An 18,888-nucleotide genomic window follows, 5' to 3' on the forward strand; every position below is an offset into this window, starting at 1 on the left:
TGCGATTTAAATCAAGAGTATCTACAGTTACGTTCTGAGCAGTATCTTTTTCCTGCTTCTGGTAAAGAGCAGCCAGTTCAAATTGGTCTGTTAGCTTGTACTTAGCAGCAACTTCCACACCAGAGAACTCAGTGTTTGCTTTGTCATCTAGGTCACCCATTGTGTAGGTTGCACCTAGGTATAAAGCATCCAATTTGTAATTAATACCGGCGATTACAGCCGTTGCTGAACCATTAGTTGTACCGTTGTCGTTACCTGAGTAACCAAGGCCGAAGCCTAAGCCCATAGGTAGTGTGTAAATACCAGAGATACCGTAACCGTCAGTATCTTTGTCTTCACCAGCAATCAAACTTGCTTTTAGAGAAAGTGCGTCTGCGTCGTAAGCGTATACAAACGTGTTATTGATTTGCTCGTTACCTGCATTGATGAACGCTTTTTGGTCACCAGAGTATATAGTAACATCCGACATTTCTGAGATTTGAGCTGCTGCTGTATCTTGACGACCTACCGAAACAGCACCAAAGTTACCTTCAAAGCCAGCGTACATGTAACGCTGATTAAAGCTATCAGTTTCATCGTTGTCAGCCGAAGAAGTTACGCCTTGTTCTGCTTCGTAGAAACCGAAACCAGATAGGTCGCTAGTGATTTCTGTAGTACCGCCTACATTTAAACGCACACGGCTTTTATTTTTCATTGTTCCGTCGATTTCTTTACCGCCTGAACCAATGAAATCACCACGGAATTCCGCACGACCACCAATCTTAAGCTCAGTACCATCAGAGCTGTAAACTGTTGCTGCTAGAGATGAGCCTGAAACTAGTGCCGCTACCACTGCAGAAGCTAGAACTGCCTTTTTCATAATCACTTACCTTGTATTTTAAAATCCGTGAGCAATGTGCTCTCCGTTTCGATATGAAGCTAATTTAGAGCAGATAAATTAAGCTTTCATTTCCATAAAATTACATTTTCGTGAATGGGGAACTTTTTAAGTGTTGATTTTATTGCACTTTTATTTCATGCGACTGAGTATTCTGTGAATAGATATACAAGTCGCGTGTATTTCAAAGGTCACATTGACAAGTTTTACCTCGGAATCACTGATGTCGATGGTGATGAATTTTGGTAGCGCTTGAGGGCTTGTTAATCTGATTAACTGCTTGTACTGGTTAGGATATCCTCTATGATGCAAAAACTTAGAAGAGAATAGATTCTGCTCAACAAGATGGAGACGTTGGATGAAAACAGAGTACTTAGGCGATGTTTTACAAGGTAGGCAGGTTATTGGCTCCTTGAATGTTGAAGACCTACCCGTTGGAGAGCACCAGTTTTGGTTTCAAGTCACCAGTGATGGGTTAGGGCAACCCAAAAACATGCCGGTTTCTGTTTTCAAAGGCAGTCAAGAAGGTCCTAAGTTGATGATCACCGCCGGTATTCACGGTGATGAGCTAAACGGAGTGTTGGCTGCACAGCAAATTATCAGGGACTTAGTCGGTAAAAAGCTCAAAGGTACGGTAACGATTGTGCCTACTGTGAATTTGTCTGGCTTGCTGAACCATAGCCGTGATTTCATCTCTTCGGATCCGGGTTCTTGCCCTGCTAATCTTAATCGACTCTTTCCGGGTGATGCTAATGGCTTGGCAGCGGAGCGCTTTGTTGCGTCTTTGTGGGAGCGTTTGCTTAAGCATAATGCCACCTTAGCCGTTGATCTCCACACTCAAACTCGTGGCGCAGTCTACCCACTTTATGTGTTTGCTGATTACCGCATAGAACAATGTTTGGAGATGGCGAGGCTGATGCAGCCCGATTGTGTTCTGAACGACCCTGGCGACCCAGGTATTTTAGAAACAGTTTGGAATCGAAGTGGAATTCCGAGCATCACTGTGGAAGTTGGGATGGGGAAATTCACTCAGCCTGACATGATTCAACGAGCGGTAGACGGTGTTTTTAACATGCTGTCTTATTATGAAATGTTCGAGGTTGAAATAAATCATCCCGAGAAAATGCAGCTGCCGAGCATGGATTGGATAGAGGGTAATGATGTGGTTTCTATCCGCGCTGATATTGGTGGTTTCGTATTGCCGCAGGTTGAGCTTCTGCAGAGCGTAGAACAGGATGATTTATTGGCTATTCAATATGACGCTTTTGGTAATGAGTGTCGCCGTTATCACGCGCCGTCTGCCGGATGTGTCCTTAGCTACAACGTGGATGCGTTAAGGGAGCCGGGTGCGCTTGTTTGTCGCTTGCTAAGTTAAGGCTCAGCCGGTTGGACGTTTCCGTGTTAATGCACTGTATTGCTATCTAAAACACGTAAAAAAAAGACCGAGCTAGGCTCGGTCAAAGGACAGTTGTCTAGAGTAAGCACGTCTTGGACTCATCGAGAGAACTGCTTTTAGAGTAGCGAGGCTAGATTAAGAATCCATTGCAAGATAGTGACACTTCGACTGTTTTTCTGTTTCAAAAATAATATTGAAAACATTATCTTAAGCTCATAAAAAAGCCGACTGCGAGTTACGCGAGTCGGCTTTTTATTCACTTCTCTTTCGAATTTTATCTCTAACTACACTCGATTAAAAAGCGTCATCCACGATCTCTTTTAATCGGTCGTAAGGCACGTATCCCGGTAAGACCTGCCCGTTCATCATTAATGTTGGTGTGCCAGTTAAACCTAATGAGCTAAAGGTTTGGTGGTTGGTCATTAGCGTGTTGCTTTGTTCTGTGGTGGTGTCTAGTTGTGCTTCTGTTCCCGTCTTCTTGGCTACAGCTTGCAGTGACGATTTTGTGTGGCTACCGCTTTTCGCCATTAATAGTCGGTCTACTTCTGGGAACGCTTCTGGATTATCTTTCCATACTTTCATCGCGTATAACGCTGCGTTGGTGTTTAGACCCGAAACTTGTTGCTGCTTAAATGATAGGTAGACATTGATGACCTTAATGTCGCTATTTTCAGAGGTGAGTTGAGTTAACCCTTTTTCTAAGCGCTTACAGAAAGGACAGTTGTAGTCGGTGAAATTAACGATGACCGATTTGCCATCTGGATTGCCAAGGATCGGGTGAGCGTCATTGTTGTACAACCAATCATGGCTTTCCGCTTGGGCTTTCTTCGCTTGCTCTTGACCTGCTACGTACTGCTCTAAACTGGTATGCAATCCAGAGATCGTCGATGGGTTTTCCTTCAGGAATTGATTAATTTCTTCAAGTTGTTGAGTTTGTTCTTTGTTTAATTCTGCGAAGGCATTAGTACTCATTAGTGAGCCTAAAATCAGTGCGCTTATCAGATGCTTTTTCATATTGTCTTTTCTCTAATTCGTGATAATCGTGAGCGCTTATTGGGTTGCGCTCACATTAATATTGTTTGTTAAACTGGCTGAGTCGGTTTATTCACTTAGCTTTGCTCTGTTTTGCTCTGTTTTGCTTTGTGAGCTAGTTAGGCAAAGTAGGTTCTTAACCACAGCCCAATAGGAGAAGTAACGCCTGTTGCGATACTGCTAATCTTTCCGTCTTTGATGATGACGATGCTTGGAGTGACATTAACGCCCCAACTTCTGCTGATTGATCCAGAAAGATCATTGATAACAGGGAAGTCATACTCTTTTGCATCTAAGTAGCGCTGGACACGTTCGTCTGGACCAGACGATAGAGCGACCGAAACCACCTGATGGGAATCGCTGAAGCTATTGACGGTTGGGCTTACAAATTTGCAGGCACCACACCAAGTCGCCCAAAAATAGACAATGACAGGCTTACCATTTTTACTTAGCTCGATAACATCAATATCTTCGCCTTGGAGCGATTGACCCACAATTGGAATCGCATCGCCCTGAGGCATACTTCTGCTGTGATAAAAGTCCATGGCAAATGAAACCACGCCAACGATCAATATCATTGAAATCAGTTCCTTTCCCCACTTCTTAAGACGACTTGGCTTTTTGGCCTCACCCTTTACAGCGTTGTCTTCAGTCGTGCTAGATTTATCTTCATTGTTGGGAGTCTTCATCGGTTATCTCGCAGCGTCGATGGCTTGAACGACAGTGTCACTGTTGAGAATGACAGGCAGTGGAATACCGCTTTTATAGCTCGGACCGTAGACGATATTAAATGGCACACCAAATCGCCCATTACTTTGTAAGTATTGAGTGACACTTTCACTTGGTGTTGTCCAATCACCTTTCATCAAAACAATGTCTTCTTGCTGTAGGTGGCTGTAGACAGGGTCTTGAAGGATGACGCCGATCTTGTTGGCTTTACAGGTGATACACCAATCAGCAGTCACATCAACAAACACCGTTTTGCCTTCATCAACTAACTGAGGGATTTGCTTCGCATCCAGCTTTTGCCAAGCGAGATCGTCAACAATCGGTGTCGCCCAGTTATCAGCGGTGACACTACCAACGATCAATGCAGCACCAAACACCAAAGTTGTTGTTGCCATGATAGGAATCAGTACCTTGCGACCCAGTTTCATGCCAATCCAAATCAATACTGAAATCACGATAAATAGCGACAGCAGGATAGTTGGGAATTTACCAATGAATGGACTCAGAAGGCTTGTTAGCCAAAGGCTGGTAATGAACATCATTAAGCCAAATACCAGCTTAACTTTGAACATCCACGCCCCAGGCTTTGGAAGCAATTTGGTTAGGCTTGGGAATAGTGCAAAGATCAACCAAGGCGCACTCATACCGATACCAAGCGCGATGAAGATAGCCCATAACTCTTGATAGCTTGCTCCAAGTGCATACGCGACAGCGGTTCCTAGGAATGGCGCGCTACACGGCGTTGCTAGTAGCGTCGCAAACATACCTTGAACAAAGTGGCCTGAATGTGAGTCATCGCCTTTGGTTGCCATCCAAGTGTTTAAACCTGATGGTAGTCTGAATTCGAATAACCCAAGCAAGTTAATTGAGAACAGCAAAGTGATGATCAGCATGAATCCGATGAACCAAACATTTTGGAATTGGATTCCCCAACCAATCGCATTACCACCCATTTTTAGAGCGGTCATACCTAGGGCTAACAGCGCAAATGATGTAATGACACCTGAAGCAGAAGCTAAGAATGAGAGTCGAATATGACGATTAGATGCACCTTGGTTTTGAATGATGCTGTTTAATTTCATTCCTAATACTGGTAACACACATGGCATGATGTTGAGGATCAAACCACCAATTAAAGCAAAGCCAATCATTGCTAGAAAGCCGTTGTTGCTTGTTTGGTAAGCGATCGGTTCTGAGCCAACTTGAGCCGTCATCTCTTCGGCAAAATTAGTGTCTGAAACGGTGACACTAACGGTGCGATCCGTTAAGTCGACTTCACCTATCCAGTTGCTCACATCAAATACGGCCGTCATTGTATTGTCTGTGATGTGGACGCTTGGTTGAGAGAAGAAGTCATCAATCACTTCTTGCCCGTCAATCAACACCATCGGCTTATCCCAGCCATCTTTACTCGTCAGCTGAGTAACCAGTTGCTGCTTGCTCTTGTCCCAAAATAGACCATTGACCGAAGTGCGATTAGCTTCTCTTGGAGATTGGCTCATGCCTTGGTTGAACAAGAACATCGCTTCTTCATCGAGCGCTAAGGTTTGTGGGTCAATCGGCAGTTCGATATCGTAATCGGTTAACACACAGATATTGGTACACGACGGAAAGGTAAACGACGCCCTGAATATTGCAGGCTTCGTGTTGTCTTTCAGGGTTAACGTGACAGGAAAGCTGACATGCTTTTTGTAGCCTAACGTCATGACGTCAAGCTGCTCGTAGTACTTAGGTATCGGCCAGTGCCACTCTACTGACTCAATGTTTGTTGAACCAGACCAGTCCCAGCTTGGCGGAATACCACCTTCGCCTGGGCTGCGCCAATAGGTTTTCCAGTCGCCGTCGAGCACGACATCGAGCACGGCTTGGATCTTAGAGCCGTCATCCGACTGTTCACCCGTCGACATCATTCGCATCTTCACAGGCGGATGCTCAGGCACACTAAGCCAGCCTGTTGTCTGTGCCAAGGCGGTAAATGACGTCATAACCAAAAGGGCAGTGACTAAGGTTTTCGCGCATGTACGCATAGAGAATGCCAATGAATCGACAAACTTAGTTAGTAGTGTGTTGTACACAAATGTATCTCCAAAAAATAAATAAAAGGGTGTAGTAGCCCGGTTATTTACTCTCTAAATATACAGTGCTTTAGATGCAATCTGTGTTTTGTCGGTCGAGTAGAGCGATGATTGTCTCTAGATAATCTCGATATGTGGGGAGGTAAGTTAAATGCAACAGCAATAATAAGTACGAATGGGATCAGCCAGCCGGTTTTTGGGGCGGCAAAGGTCAGCATTTTCGAACTCAGGCTGCATGAACTTGAATTGGGGGACATTAGCATTTTTGACGCTTCTAAGCCGAAAACACTGGCGTATAGAGTGGCCATTTTTTCTGAAGAAGCGATGTCGGTTTGAGGATTACTGGTTTCAGTATGAGTTTGCGCGCCAACTAGGACTGATTGACCATTAGCGGATGCAGATAACGATACTTTCTTTACGGCCAGAGTGCTCGCCAGACAAGTTACGATAACCAGTCCGGTAAGGAAGAGCGCCCAAAGCGAATGCTTTTGTCGGCGGTTCTGTGTGGATAAGAAAAGTAGCGATGTGTTCAGCAAATTAGTCAGTAATCAAATTTGTTAGTCGTTAAAGCGAGCTCGTTGAATTGTGGCTAGCTTAGATAAGTTCTCTTCGCGCCACAAGTCATAAAATGGTTAAAGTGAAACTATGTATAAACGCGGGAAACGGCAGATACACGATAAACGATGCATAAACACCAATTCACGCGAATACGACATTGAGCTGTAGCTAAAGTTCACAACAACTGAAAGTTATCGCTAATTTATTTTGTATCGAGTTGTTTATTCATCACGAGGCGATACAAAAAAGCCCAACAGATCGTCGTTGAACGTGTTGGGCTTTAATCATTGGTGCTATTGGAAAGGCTTAGTGAGTGCGGCGAGGGCCGTTACGTACCAAGTCTTTACCGTTATCAAACACTTCTTTGGTGATCCAGCGAGCAAGCAGAACTTTGTGGCTGCTGTTGAATACAGCAACGAAGTGACGACCATCTGAATTATTGGTTGCCATGCCTACACCTTCAACGCCTTCAAGGCCTAAACCGCCAGCTTCCACTGAAATTAGGAATTGCTCTAGTTCTTCTAGAGACTCAATAATATCAAGTTCGTTGTTCATTTTTATGCTCTCTTGCTGTGAGCCAACATCGTATTTAGGGCGCTTTAGTGCATGTGCTCGAATGAAGATATTGGCTGTTGTTCTTTGTTGGATGCGTACTCTACAGGTCATAAGAGGGGATTGGAACTCTCAAATATTAGAAGCAGGCTGATAATTTGCGAATTTTTAACATAACATACGTTTAAATGCTTGTTATCCATATTCTTTTTACTACTATTTATAGGGTCAATTTAGACAGTAATAGGAATTAATATGATGAAGGTTTGGCGTTGTCTATTGTTAATGTTGGCGTTTGTCGCATTTGGAAGTTATGCGCAGAGCGTTGAGAAAATCGCAGAAGTACAAGATCAGTTAATGCTCGATCTAGCAACATTAGAAACGGCGCATGATGCTGAAAAACCCTTTCTTGAAGATATCTTAAGGCGTAAGAACCAGGGCCTACGCGAAGAGATTTTTTCACAGCTATCGTCAGATAAAAAAGAGGGGCTGGATGTCACTCTTGCTCAGCAGGTTGAACTGCTACAAAAATTGCTGTCGTTGAATGAAACTAAAATCGTTTCAATGAGTAAAGAAAACCGTTCCGCTGAGGGTGACGCTAAAAAACGCCTTGAGTTGCGTATTCAAAAACGAATCGGAATGATGGATGTCTATTATCAGCAGCTTGCTAAGACCCTAAATTGGTCGAAAGAGCGTGGTGTTGATGTTGCTGTTCCTGAAGGTGAACTTAAAACGGCGTTAATTGCTCGTTCTAAATACCTGACTAATGCCATTCTTTACACAGACACACAGCGACAAGATCTCGAAGCGCGTTTGTCTTTTGTGAATGAAGAAGAGAAAGCGACGATTAAAAAGGAGCTTGAGCGTTTCAGCGAGCGTACTAGCGTTATGGTCGCGAGCTTAGAAGAAACCATCACGCTAATGGAACCGTTTGGCGTGGATGTGACTTCGTACAAACGTGTTTTGCTAGCGACGACAGGTGACATTAACGCCGATGTGTTGGATGTTGATGTTGCACTGGAGCTGTTGGATGGTTGGCTTCGTTCGTTCAGTTCATGGGCTTTTGAAAATACCCCTTCTTTTATCGTTAAACTTGCTCTGTTTCTCGGTATTTTGTATGTAACTCGCCTTATTGCTAACGTGGCTCGCAAAACCGTTCGTAAGAGTGTTTCGCACTCTAAAATGGACTTCAGCGTATTGATGCAGGACTTCTTTGTATCCATCGCATCTAAAGCAGTCGTGTTTATTGGTTTGCTTATCGCACTGTCTCAAATAGGGATAGAGCTAGCCCCTCTTCTTACTGGTTTCGGTGTAGCCGGTGTCATCATCGGCTTCGCATTGCAAGATACGCTATCTAATTTTGCATCGGGTTTGATGATCTTGATCTACCGTCCTTATGACGTAGGTGACATGGTTAAAGTGGCAGGCGTGCAAGGCACGGTAAAAGACATGAGCTTAGTGTCAACGACTGTTCAAACCATTGATAACCAACGCTTGGTGATCCCAAACAACAAGATTTGGGGTGACGTGATCAACAACATAACAGCAGAACGTGTAAGACGTGTTGATATGGTTTTCGGTATTGGTTATTCAGATGATATCGATAAAGCGAAAGCGGTATTGAACGACATCATTCTTGCGCACCCTCTAGTGTTGAAAAAACCAGAACATATGATCAAGCTTCATACCTTGAATACCTCTTCAGTTGATTTCGTAGTACGACCTTGGGTTAAGACTGATGACTACTGGGATGTGTACTGGGATGTAACGGAAACCGTGAAGAAACGCTTCGATGAAGAAGGCATCACGATTCCATTCCCTCAACGAGATGTGCATATTTACAATCACGAAGAGAGCTAAGCGAAAGAGCTAGTACGAGAAGCAATTTCGAATAGAGCTATTACGAAAAAACTATTACGAAAAAGCTACGCGTGGCTTCTAGCTAGCATTCTTAATGTGATATCAAATGGACGCTGAACAAGCGTCCATTTTTATTGGCTGCCGCTTATGTTTAGCTTCATTCTTTTATGTCACTCAACCGCCTTAGAATTAAGTTATGATGGGGCAGGCTTAGTTTGGACAGTTGAACGCGAATGGATGATTCCCAGCAAAAAACGAACAGTAGAAATACAACAGTAAGAAAAGCGACGCGAATTGAAAGCGTTATGAATTCTGCGATGTGGCATCTAACCCAGAGAGACATGACGGAAAGCGAGTTGGTTGCGAAGCTCAAATTGAAAACCGACAATCAAGAATGGATCGATGAAACGTTGAATACTTTGAAAGGCTTCGGGTATCTCAAGTCTGACCAAGTGTTTGCAGAACAATTCGTGGAACAAGCTTTCTCTGGTGAATTTGGTTCTCGATACATTGTCGAAAAACTGAAGAAGAAGGGCCTGACGGACTTAGTGATTTCTGATGCAATCCATAAAGTGTCCTTCGAAAAGTCTATCGATGAACAAACCATCTTGATAGACCGAATCAACCATTACTACACAAACTTTACCATGAGCCGTGAAAAGCTGGTTGCGACACTGCAAAAGCGTGGCTTTAACTATCAACAAGTTAAGGTAGCGATTGACCAGCACCCACAAGCGCATCAACTGAAAAGTAATATTCAAATTAAGGCCGAGAAAGCCGATTTGGAAAAAGAGGTGCTCAAGTATGCTCGTAAAGGCAAGGGCCTGACTGCCATACAGCAAGAACTTAGGCAGCGACAAATCGACACCAGTGAACTGTCATCGCTCATCGACCGATTGATTAATGAAGAGCAGCTAGATTTCTATTCTTCTTGTTTAGAACAGTTGCAGAAGAAGTCTTATGATCTCAACGATCATAAAGAACGCTCTAAGGCTTACGCGATGCTAAGTCGAAAGGGGTTCTCTTCTGACGAGATCAAATTTGCTCTGAGTGAAGGTAATGAGTAGCGTGATTGAACTTAAGAAAAGCTGAACTCAAGAAACATCGAACGTTAAGCTATTAACAGCAGAAGGACATCGAACAACTTGTTCTAACGTGTTGTGTGTATGTTCTCTGCAATCCCCAAACCATTTCGTAAGGCGAACTGAATCAGGTCATTGTGGCTGTTTAAGTTCAGCAAACCTAACATGCGGTATTTGTGCGACTCAATGGTCCGTGAGCTTAAGTGAAGCATATCAGCACACTCTTTTGCACTAAATCCTTGAGCAATTAGAGCTAGAACCTTGGTTTGCTTTTTGGTCAGTAGCAATAGCTTCTCACTGTCATCTTCTAACAAGTTTTCATTTTGCTTAAGTGTTCTGGCTAACGTTGAATGTTGCCAATAACAGAGCCAAAGCTCACAGACTAACTTCAAACGCTGGATGTCTTCGAGATTGAAGGTAGTATCGTTGCCGTGAAAGTTAGTAAAAGACAACGCACCCCAGCGTTGGTTAAAGAGCTGCAAAGGAATGATGCAGTGCCATCTTCCCCCTTCTTTATAGAGTTTCTTTAACACATAGTTTTTGCTTGAAACGAGTTCGTTGCTGGTAAAAGCGAGGTAGGTTTCATTGGTTTTTAAAAGCTTGAGGTAATCAAGGTAGTTACCGCCGACTAAGCTTTTTATATTAACAGGAGGAATGTGTGCTTTGGAAACTGAACACGTTTTTCCTTCTTCAAGTAAGACCATTGAATTAGGGTAGAGTGTCAAACGATCAATCCCAAACCAATCGAGTACATCAAAGCTTGCTTCTGACCAAGTTGTTTGAAAGTTTTTTGGATCGCTATTAATGAGAGATGTCGATTGTTTCATTAACAGTTGTTCAAAACTTAGCTTTAAAGCAGACACATTTTTCCTTTATAGATACATTCATTTCATCAATGCACAGAAGATATTCGTTCGAGTCGCTCAGTGCAAGATAAGATTCTTATATACATCAGAGGTTCTAATCTAAAGTTTTTTATAACTCTTGGTTCTATGTGGAGGGGTGATAAGCAGTACATCTACTGCATTAATTGAACGGTGTTTTTTAATAAAATCGGGCATTTCTATAACCGAGTAAACACTGTGATAAGTTTAAGGACGTTACTGTCTATTTCAGTCTTGATGTTGAGCTTTTTCATCCGACAGCACACGCAAATAATTCTCCAATGTTTGTGTACGCTCAGTCACCTATTCATTCAAATGTACTTTCAACACAAGTTCGCAGTCGAAGCGCTGATGATTGAGAACATCCGTAATATGGATAACAGCACGGATATAGGTTTTACACTCGGATTACGTTTTTCAATATAAACGGCACATTAATATATTCTTATTTCATGAAATTCACCAAAGCTATAAAATTTTCAGTAAATTTACGGTATATCAATAACGTGTTTTTTTGAACAATAGCGCCACTCCAAAAGGCCGGACTAACAAGGCCGAATCAATATATATAGGTAGTGGTTATCATGAAAAAGACATTAGTAGCACTTGCGATTGCGAGCATTTCAAGTTCAGCTTTCGCTGTAAGCACAAGCAGCCAAAACAGCCAAAACGAAGACATGTTTGCATTCGATTCAATGCACAAAGATCAATTCTCAGTATCAGGCTCTTTCGGTGTTGGTGGTTACTACGACACTGGCTCTAAAGCGTTCTACGATGACTGGGCTACAGGCCTTACTCTTGCAGTTAACTACCGTAACAACCGTATTGTTGGTTACTTCGAAACTGACTTAATGGTGAACTACACGACAGACAACAACGTATCTGCGAATGACGCAGCAACAGCTGGTTGGACAAACGGTATCGATACTGGTCCAGCAACAGATGTAGATAAAGCATGGTTAGGTTTCGATACTGGTTTCGGTATCGCTTCATTCGGTTGGGAAAACGACACAGCACTAGACAAAGTGGATGGCGCTGGTGACAACACTTACGAGTTTGGCGCTTCTGCTGGTGATGCTTCTGACGGCTTCAATGTTGTTAAATTCCAAGGCGCAACAAACGGTGTCGCTTACGGTATTTCTTACTTTGAAACTGGTGATGATCATAATGATGCGGATAAAGGCATTAACGGTTACATCGGTTTAGAGCAAGAGGTATTCAACCTATACGCTGGTTATGAAGCTCGTGATGACGATGCTGACTTCGAAGTTTACACAGTAACAGGTAACGTAAAGGTTGGTGCTCTTAAACTGGGTATGAACTCTTGGATTGAAGAGAGTGATTCTGCTAAGAACACAGGCTACTACGTTTCAGGTGGTTACACCGTTTCTGAAGACCTAACAATCGCAGCAGGTTACGCGTCTAGCAACAATGAACTTGATGGCCACGCAGATGTAGATGCTTCTTACATCAACATCGCGGCAATGTACCGTATCGCTGACAACGCTGACATGGGTATCGATATCAAGCAAGACATCGATGGTGCGCGCATTGGTACAACTAGCGCACAATACGACGAAGAAACACACGTATTCGCAGCGGCTTACTACTACTTCTAAGAACTTGACCTCTTAAGAACTTCTAAGACATTTGATGGTAATGGTGTAATAGCTTGCCCGGTCGTTACACCATGTTCTCTTCTTTTTGCAGTGTAAGCATCCACAGATTGATATGTGGTTTGTCACTCAAGTGCTACGAGTGAAATTATTATCTGGAGAAATGTAATGATTAAAAGCATTACAGCCAAGGGTGTTATTTATGGAAATGATACCCTGTTTACGTGCAAACCGAATCGTAATGGACTATTTGAATTGGCGCGTAAACATGGAAGAGTCGCAGGTACCCGCCCACAAGATCTCAAGAACAAGGTTTATGCTGAATCTCTTGATGAAGCTTGGAATCTACTCAAAACAGAGAAGTTTTATATTGTTTTGACGGGGCAAGTATTTGGCATTCATCGAAAATCATTGCGAAGTGCTGATTCTGTTGATGTTGAGTTTGAGCTTGATACTGAAACTCGCTCGACATGTGTCACGGAATAAATCCAAACCTGAATACTAAAAGGACGATAAATTATCGTCCTTTTTTCGTTTGAGTTTTGGTTCAACCTTGGTTACAGGTACTCAGAACCCGTTATCGACCGTATTGTCCAACAATGAATTTCTCAAACTCATTACACATCTGATGATTTGATTTGTCATTATTCGTCAACTCGGTAGCCCCATCAACGATCGATATCTTCGCATTCAAATCCGCGACTGGTGCACGTTCTCTTGTCGACAGTTGTTTGATTTTTTGCTCCTCAATCGCCCAAGCTTCCTCTGGCGATAAGTTACACTCGTCAGCGAGGTATTTGGCATTAAAACCTTCCCCAGTCAGGCTTTCGATTGTCCCATTATGATTCACGCTATTGCCTTGGTGCCAATAGTGCTTAGCTAACAAAGGGCCTATCTCTGGGTTATCCGTTAGGTAGCCAAACTTATCGGTGAAATACGCACGAGTTTGATACACCGCCATATGAGCCAGCAGGTAGCCTTGATACGCGCAAGAGGCTTCATCCGACAATAGATGCGGGATCGCCATTAATGGGCGAGGGCTACAAGCTAATCCAAGAATCGTTTTCTCACTGCTACGAGCAAGAGCAGTGATCTTTTCAGGTGTCAGATCTTCATCCGCCAATTCGTAAAGTGCTCGCTCGAAATACGGAACCACTAAAATGCTGCGCTCTTGATAAGCTCTGAAGGGTTGTTTGTTATCGATGATTGCTTTTATTAACTCGTCAGGTACTGCTTGGCCATCTGCATTAAGCGCGTATTGTTTGAGCCAATCGGCGTCATTCAACAAGCTGTCACAGAACATGGATTGCGTTTCGGCATAAGCCATTGAGGTTGGTGCAAACTCTTGAGAGAAACAAGGCGCGTTCATCTTAACGTTGGCGAAATGCGCTGCGTGGCCGCCCTCGTGAAATAGCGTGTTGATACCATCATAACCGCTGCCAACTTGGTCGGGCTTGGCGTTGCTCGTGAAGTTAACTTGAGCCGCTACCCATGTGTCTTGATCGTAGAAAGATGGGATAGGGCCATGGCAGAAACCATTAGGGTACTTACCTTTACGATCAAGCAGATCCAATTTTAATGTCGCTTGAGAGTATTCGATGTTGAGGCGACCAAAAGATTCAATCCAGCGTCGAAGTGACTTTGAGAATGGAACATAAGGATCAAGATCATTCATAACGTCACCTGCAAAAGAGTAGGTAAAGTTATGGGCTTGAAGTGCATTCTCGCCTTTCTGCTCTGCCAAATTGGCTAGACTTTGCTGATGGCTATCGCGTGTACGTGCTTCGAAGTCATCCAGAATCGTAAACAGTTGCTCTGTCGTCATCTGTTCGGTTTTAACCACCGAGTAATCAAAGAAGGTTTTAAACCCCAGTGATTGAGCAAATTGGTTACGTTTTTTGATCAGCTCAATAAAGCCGTTAGTCAGCAGCCATTGCTCTAAATCTAATAGTGCTTGATGTGCAGAAAGCCTAACTTGTTCATTACCATTACTTCTAACGGCTGAACCTAAAACGGGCAGTGACCCTTCTGTTTCATCGCCTGTTTCATTTACGTAAGTCATCACATGATTCTGTTTTTTCTCAAACAGTTCAGCCTCAAATTTTATGAGGTGGGCTTTAAGCTTCTGTGACTGCTCAGACTCAATAGCGTGAGATCTAAAGGTCGCTAACCAACCATTCAAGCCTGTTAGCGTACTCTCTTTTTCTAGGGGATCTTGAATTTCATCGATAGCAACAAGTTGCGTTTCGATAGCAGCAATCTGTTCGGCAGAGCTTAGAAATTCCGTCCACTGAGTTTGCGCGAGTGTCGAACCATCGTGGTCGTCACTGATACCCATATATGTATCCCAAAAGAAGTCTTCTTTCGCTTTATGAGTCGCAAGATACTTTTGATTCAATTGGTTGAGATAGTTCGTTGCTGTCATGACATTCCTTGAAATTTAACCAGTAATTTCAACATTATGACACATTCATTGAATGTATTTTGTGACGTTAACTATGACGGCATAGAAGTTACCTTTTTCATCAAGGCGTTTTGAACCAATACGGCTTCATCAGTTTACCGCCAGAAGCGATTCAACGTAACAAAGTGAGATTGTCTCTTGAAGAGCCAGCGATTGAAGGTGGCTATAAGTAATGGGTACGATATGTTGTAACCGTTGTGGGAGAGTGATATCCTCTCTTTCGTAATGGTTCTCAACGTGACGGATTACGTTATTCGGTGATGAATTTATCTAACGGGCATGTATGCCCGTTTTTTTTCGCCTAAAATTTGCGACTCGAGCGGTTGTTTGTCGATTGGTCACGTATAATGGACACTTCATATAGCGCTAAATAAGCCAAGTCGATGAAAATCTTTCAAGTTCTAATCTTGCCTCTAATGCTGTCCCTCAATGCTATTTCATTTTCAGCGCAAGCAACCGAAAGCTGGTGGCTTAGAACAGTATTTAACAGCAGCCCAAGTCTGCCGAATTCTCAAAACTATATTAACGATATCGACTTGATGGATTGTGGTGAGATCGAAGATACGCTGTTGTGCAGTGACTTAACCCAATATTATGATCTGGATGTTTATGTTGAACTGGAGTTGGGTGACTCAAGCGTTGAAACAGTTCGCTTAAACCTGCCATATTCGCACCTAAGTTACACAAAGCTTCAGGCTTACCTTCGCCAAGATGGCTTTGCTCTCAGTTCAATTCGTATTGGTGAAGATGAATTCGATGTTACTGCTCAACTCGAACAAGCTCGAAATGAAGGTGTTGGTTTCGATAAGGTGGATAAACAACTGGTCGAATTCATCAACGCGCCTCACGGTTCAGCAGAGCAACTGAGTGTATGGAATGTGCCTAGCTTATCTTCTTCTAGATCTGCTTCTCCTTGGATCCAGTTACAGAGTGATGGTGCCAACTTAACGGTTGAACTTAATCGTTTTTAATTGCTCAAATTTATAGATAGTTTCGTTATTTATTAGGCTAAACAAGCCTTTCAGGAGAACGGCTCACGGGTAGACAGCAAGTTATAATTTATTTAAGTGTTCGTTTTTCTGCGGCTCTCACATTTTTAATAAGCGTTTACCTTTGCCATTTGTTATACGTTGAGCCTTCGGTAAAACGAGCTTAGGATACGTTCAGTATTGATAAAGGAGACAACCCATGGTTGCAAGAGTAACGATAGCGCCACAAGGCCCAGAACTTTCTGAGTTGGTGCAAGGATACTGGCGTACAGCAGAGTGGGGCATGACCCCGCAACAACGCCTGACTTTCCTGAAGCAACATATTGATCTTGGCATCACAACTGTTGATCACGCGGATATTTACGGTAACTACCAATGTGAAAAGTTGTTTGGTGAGGCGTTAGCGCTTGAACCAAGCCTTCGTGATGATATTCAAATCGTCACCAAGTGCGATATCAACCTATGTGGTGACCACACTCCAGATCGTAAGATCAATCACTATGACACCAGCGCGCAGCATATTTACCAATCAGTAAATAACTCATTAGAGCGCTTAGGTGTTAACGATATCGATGTATTGTTGATTCACCGCCCAGATGTGTTAATGGATGCTGATGAAGTAGCAGAAGCGTTCGCAGAGCTACACAAAGTAGGTAAAGTTAAGCACTTCGGTGTTTCTAACTTTTCACCGCGTCAGTTCGAATTGCTTCAATCTCGACTCGGTAAGCCGTTAGTGACCAACCAAGTTGAAATCAACCCATTGAACTTTGAAGTGGCTCATGATGGTACGCTAGATCAACTGCAGATGAACCGCATTCGCCCGATGGCATGGTCTTGTCTCGGTGGTGGTAGCATCTTTAGTGGCGATTCAGCGCAAGCAATTCGCGTTCGTGATGAACTAGAGGCGATTCGTCAAGAAGTGGGTGCAGACAGCATTGATCAAGTGATTTACGCTTGGGTTCGTCGTTTACCATCGAATCCAATTGCAATTATTGGTTCAGGTAAGATTGAGCGTGTGAAGACTGCGGTTGATGCACTGAAAATCGAGCTGACGCGCGAACAGTGGTATCGCGTATGGGTGGCATCTAAAGGTCACGGTGTGCCATAGAAAGCAATTCGTTTAGAAATCAAAGCCAGCTAAGTAAGCTGGCTTTTTTGTGTTCGCCTAACATGTTTCTTCAAAACTGTGATTAAGGTGGAATAATTTTCAAAAACACTCATAATGCACTCTGTTTTTCACCAGTTGGATATTTCCATTGAGCACTTCAAAATTCTCTTCAATCGCCCTTAAACCAGAGCTTCTAAATACGTTAGATTCTCTTGGTTATACTGAAATGACGCCGATCCAAGCGTTAAGTCTTCCTACTATCCTAAATGGCAAGGACGTTATCGGTCAGGGTAAAACGGGTTCAGGTAAAACAGCTGCTTTCGGTTTAGGCGTGCTGCAGAACCTACGCGTTAAGCGTTTCCGTGTTCAGTCTTTAGTGTTATGTCCGACTCGTGAGCTTGCAGACCAAGTAGCAAAAGAGATTCGTACTCTTGCTCGTGGTATTCACAACATTAAAGTGCTGACACTATGTGGCGGTATGCCAATGGGCCCACAGATTGGTTCACTAGAGCATGGCGCACACATTCTTGTGGGCACACCTGGTCGTATTTTGGATCACCTAGAGAAAGGTCGTATTGATCTGTCTGAGCTCAACACACTTGTGTTAGATGAAGCTGACCGCATGCTAGAAATGGGCTTCCAAGACGCTTTGGATGCAGTGATTGAAGCGGCGCCAAAAGAACGCCAAACTCTACTATTCAGCGCGACTTTCCCTAAACAGATCAAATCTGTTGCAGACCGCATCATGCGTAACCCAGAAATGGTGAAGGTTGAATCAACACACGATCACTCAAGCATCCAACAACACTTCTACAAGTTAGAAGGTTCTGAAGCTCGTGATGACGCTCTAGAGTTGCTGTTACTTCATCACCAACCAGAATCTGCGGTTGTGTTCTGTAACACTAAGAAAGAAGTGCAGAACGTAAACGACGAGCTAAGCCACCGCGGTTTCAGTGTTATCGAACTTCATGGCGACATGGAACAGCGTGAACGTGACCAAGCTTTGGTTCAGTTCTCAAACAAAACCATCTCGATTCTAGTGGCGACAGACGTTGCGGCTCGTGGTCTTGATGTTGATAACCTAGATGCTGTCTTCAACTTTGAATTGTCTCGCGACCCTGAAGTTCACGTACACCGCATTGGTCGTACTGGTCGTGCAGGAAGCAAAGGCGTAGCGATCAGCTTCTTTAGCGAAAAAGAGATGTACCGTGTTGCTCAAATCGATGAGTACATGGACATGCCAATCGAGCCATCTGAACTGCCAGCAAAACCAATTGCTAAGCCGTACTACTCAAACATGGTTACCATCCAAATTGATGGCGGTAAGAAAGCTAAGCTTCGTGCTGGTGATATTCTTGGCGCACTGACGGGCCAAGGCGGCATTGATGGTAAATCAGTAGGTAAGATCAATCTGTTTGCAATGCGTGCTTACGTAGCGGTAGAAAGATCTGTGGCTAAGAAAGCACTGAACAAAATCGAATCAGGTAAAATGAAGGGTCGTCAATTCCGCGCCCGAATCCTGAAGTAATTCGAGACTGAATCCCTTTGCTGCGATATGTCTAATTAATGACATTGCTAATTAATGGCATTGCAGTAAAGGGTGTTCCACAAAATGCCAATCAAGTTTCTTCTCTTAGGTTTATCGACCTATACCCGTGATCATTGA

16 protein-coding genes and 2 pseudogenes are annotated in these 18,888 nt (G+C 43.4%); 11 read left to right on the plus strand and 7 right to left on the minus strand.

Annotation, left to right across the window (positions count from 1 at the left end):
• A partial coding sequence (locus AB4484_RS26185; RefSeq protein WP_372080991.1) for a porin occupies nucleotides 1-859 on the minus strand: 859 nt, incomplete at its 3' end.
• 376 nt (nucleotides 860-1,235) lie between these two features.
• Between AB4484_RS26185 and AB4484_RS26190 the strand changes: the two genes are divergently transcribed.
• Nucleotides 1,236-2,252, plus strand: a complete 1,017-nt coding sequence (locus AB4484_RS26190) for a succinylglutamate desuccinylase/aspartoacylase family protein (protein WP_372080992.1) — start codon at nucleotides 1,236-1,238, stop codon at nucleotides 2,250-2,252.
• Nucleotides 2,253-2,567: 315 nt separating this feature from the next.
• On the opposite strand, the gene AB4484_RS26195 is transcribed toward AB4484_RS26190, so the two are convergent.
• The 3 genes from AB4484_RS26195 to AB4484_RS26205 all read right to left on the minus strand — a co-directional run bounded on the left by AB4484_RS26195 (nucleotide 2,568) and on the right by AB4484_RS26205 (nucleotide 6,061).
• Nucleotides 2,568-3,287, minus strand: coding sequence for a DsbA family protein (locus AB4484_RS26195; protein WP_372080993.1), 720 nt, complete (start codon nucleotides 3,285-3,287; stop codon nucleotides 2,568-2,570).
• Between the two features lie 137 nt (nucleotides 3,288-3,424).
• Nucleotides 3,425-3,994, minus strand: a complete 570-nt coding sequence (locus AB4484_RS26200; RefSeq protein ID WP_372080994.1) for a protein disulfide oxidoreductase — start codon at nucleotides 3,992-3,994, stop codon at nucleotides 3,425-3,427.
• Between the two features lie 3 nt (nucleotides 3,995-3,997).
• The gene (locus AB4484_RS26205) at nucleotides 3,998-6,061 is read right to left on the minus strand and encodes a protein-disulfide reductase DsbD family protein (protein ID WP_372081001.1); all 2,064 of its coding nucleotides are present in this window, start codon (nucleotides 6,059-6,061) and stop codon (nucleotides 3,998-4,000) included.
• A gap of 159 nt (nucleotides 6,062-6,220) precedes the next feature.
• On the opposite strand from AB4484_RS26205, the gene AB4484_RS26210 reads away from it, so the two are divergent.
• A complete protein-coding gene (locus tag AB4484_RS26210; RefSeq protein WP_253918826.1) occupies nucleotides 6,221-6,445 on the plus strand; it encodes a hypothetical protein in 225 nt (74 codons plus the stop codon).
• Nucleotides 6,446-6,973: 528 nt separating this feature from the next.
• Here the strand turns inward: AB4484_RS26210 and AB4484_RS26215 are convergent.
• A complete protein-coding gene (locus AB4484_RS26215; RefSeq protein ID WP_017062732.1) occupies nucleotides 6,974-7,222 on the minus strand; it encodes a hypothetical protein in 249 nt (82 codons plus the stop codon).
• Between the two features lie 252 nt (nucleotides 7,223-7,474).
• Here AB4484_RS26215 and AB4484_RS26220 point away from each other — a divergent pair, with 252 nt between their 5' ends.
• Complete coding sequence (locus AB4484_RS26220) at nucleotides 7,475-9,079, plus strand: mechanosensitive ion channel family protein (RefSeq protein WP_050647849.1); 1,605 nt, start codon at nucleotides 7,475-7,477, stop codon at nucleotides 9,077-9,079.
• Nucleotides 9,080-9,312: 233 nt separating this feature from the next.
• Nucleotides 9,313-10,146, plus strand: coding sequence for a RecX family transcriptional regulator (locus tag AB4484_RS26225; protein WP_372080995.1), 834 nt, complete (start codon nucleotides 9,313-9,315; stop codon nucleotides 10,144-10,146).
• An 83-nt stretch (nucleotides 10,147-10,229) separates the two neighbouring features.
• Here AB4484_RS26225 and AB4484_RS26230 read toward each other — a convergent pair whose 3' ends face one another.
• Nucleotides 10,230-11,024 (minus strand): response regulator transcription factor, encoded by a 795-nt coding sequence (locus tag AB4484_RS26230; protein ID WP_372080996.1) that lies wholly within the window; start codon nucleotides 11,022-11,024, stop codon nucleotides 10,230-10,232.
• 354 nt (nucleotides 11,025-11,378) lie between these two features.
• On the opposite strand from AB4484_RS26230, the pseudogene AB4484_RS26235 reads away from it, so the two are divergent.
• From AB4484_RS26235 to AB4484_RS26245, 3 genes and pseudogenes are all read left to right on the plus strand, one after another.
• Nucleotides 11,379-11,471, plus strand: a pseudogene (locus AB4484_RS26235) (DUF3187 family protein); the annotation flags it as partial.
• 158 nt (nucleotides 11,472-11,629) lie between these two features.
• On the plus strand, nucleotides 11,630-12,664 hold the full coding sequence (locus AB4484_RS26240; RefSeq protein ID WP_372080997.1) for a porin: 1,035 nt from the start codon (nucleotides 11,630-11,632) through the stop codon (nucleotides 12,662-12,664).
• A 165-nt stretch (nucleotides 12,665-12,829) separates the two neighbouring features.
• Nucleotides 12,830-13,147: a hypothetical protein gene (locus AB4484_RS26245; RefSeq protein ID WP_372080998.1), complete on the plus strand. Its 318-nt coding sequence runs from the start codon at nucleotides 12,830-12,832 to the stop codon at nucleotides 13,145-13,147.
• A 91-nt stretch (nucleotides 13,148-13,238) separates the two neighbouring features.
• On the opposite strand, the gene AB4484_RS26250 is transcribed toward AB4484_RS26245, so the two are convergent.
• A complete protein-coding gene (locus tag AB4484_RS26250) occupies nucleotides 13,239-15,086 on the minus strand; it encodes a M3 family metallopeptidase (RefSeq protein WP_372080999.1) in 1,848 nt (615 codons plus the stop codon).
• A gap of 98 nt (nucleotides 15,087-15,184) precedes the next feature.
• On the opposite strand from AB4484_RS26250, the pseudogene AB4484_RS26255 reads away from it, so the two are divergent.
• From AB4484_RS26255 to dbpA, 4 genes and pseudogenes are all read left to right on the plus strand, one after another.
• Nucleotides 15,185-15,298 (plus strand): annotated as a pseudogene (locus AB4484_RS26255) (phosphate ABC transporter substrate-binding protein); the annotation flags it as partial.
• Nucleotides 15,299-15,508: 210 nt separating this feature from the next.
• A complete protein-coding gene (locus AB4484_RS26260) occupies nucleotides 15,509-16,096 on the plus strand; it encodes a hypothetical protein (protein WP_372081000.1) in 588 nt (195 codons plus the stop codon).
• A gap of 217 nt (nucleotides 16,097-16,313) precedes the next feature.
• Nucleotides 16,314-17,222, plus strand: coding sequence for an aldo/keto reductase family oxidoreductase (locus AB4484_RS26265; protein WP_048609697.1), 909 nt, complete (start codon nucleotides 16,314-16,316; stop codon nucleotides 17,220-17,222).
• A 148-nt stretch (nucleotides 17,223-17,370) separates the two neighbouring features.
• A complete protein-coding gene (gene dbpA, locus AB4484_RS26270) occupies nucleotides 17,371-18,750 on the plus strand; it encodes an ATP-dependent RNA helicase DbpA (RefSeq protein ID WP_017064348.1) in 1,380 nt (459 codons plus the stop codon).
• The last annotated feature ends 138 nt before the right edge of the window (nucleotides 18,751-18,888 follow it).

Source organism: Vibrio sp. 10N.261.46.A3, assembly GCF_041472995.1.
Lineage (GTDB): Bacteria > Pseudomonadota > Gammaproteobacteria > Enterobacterales > Vibrionaceae > Vibrio > Vibrio coralliirubri.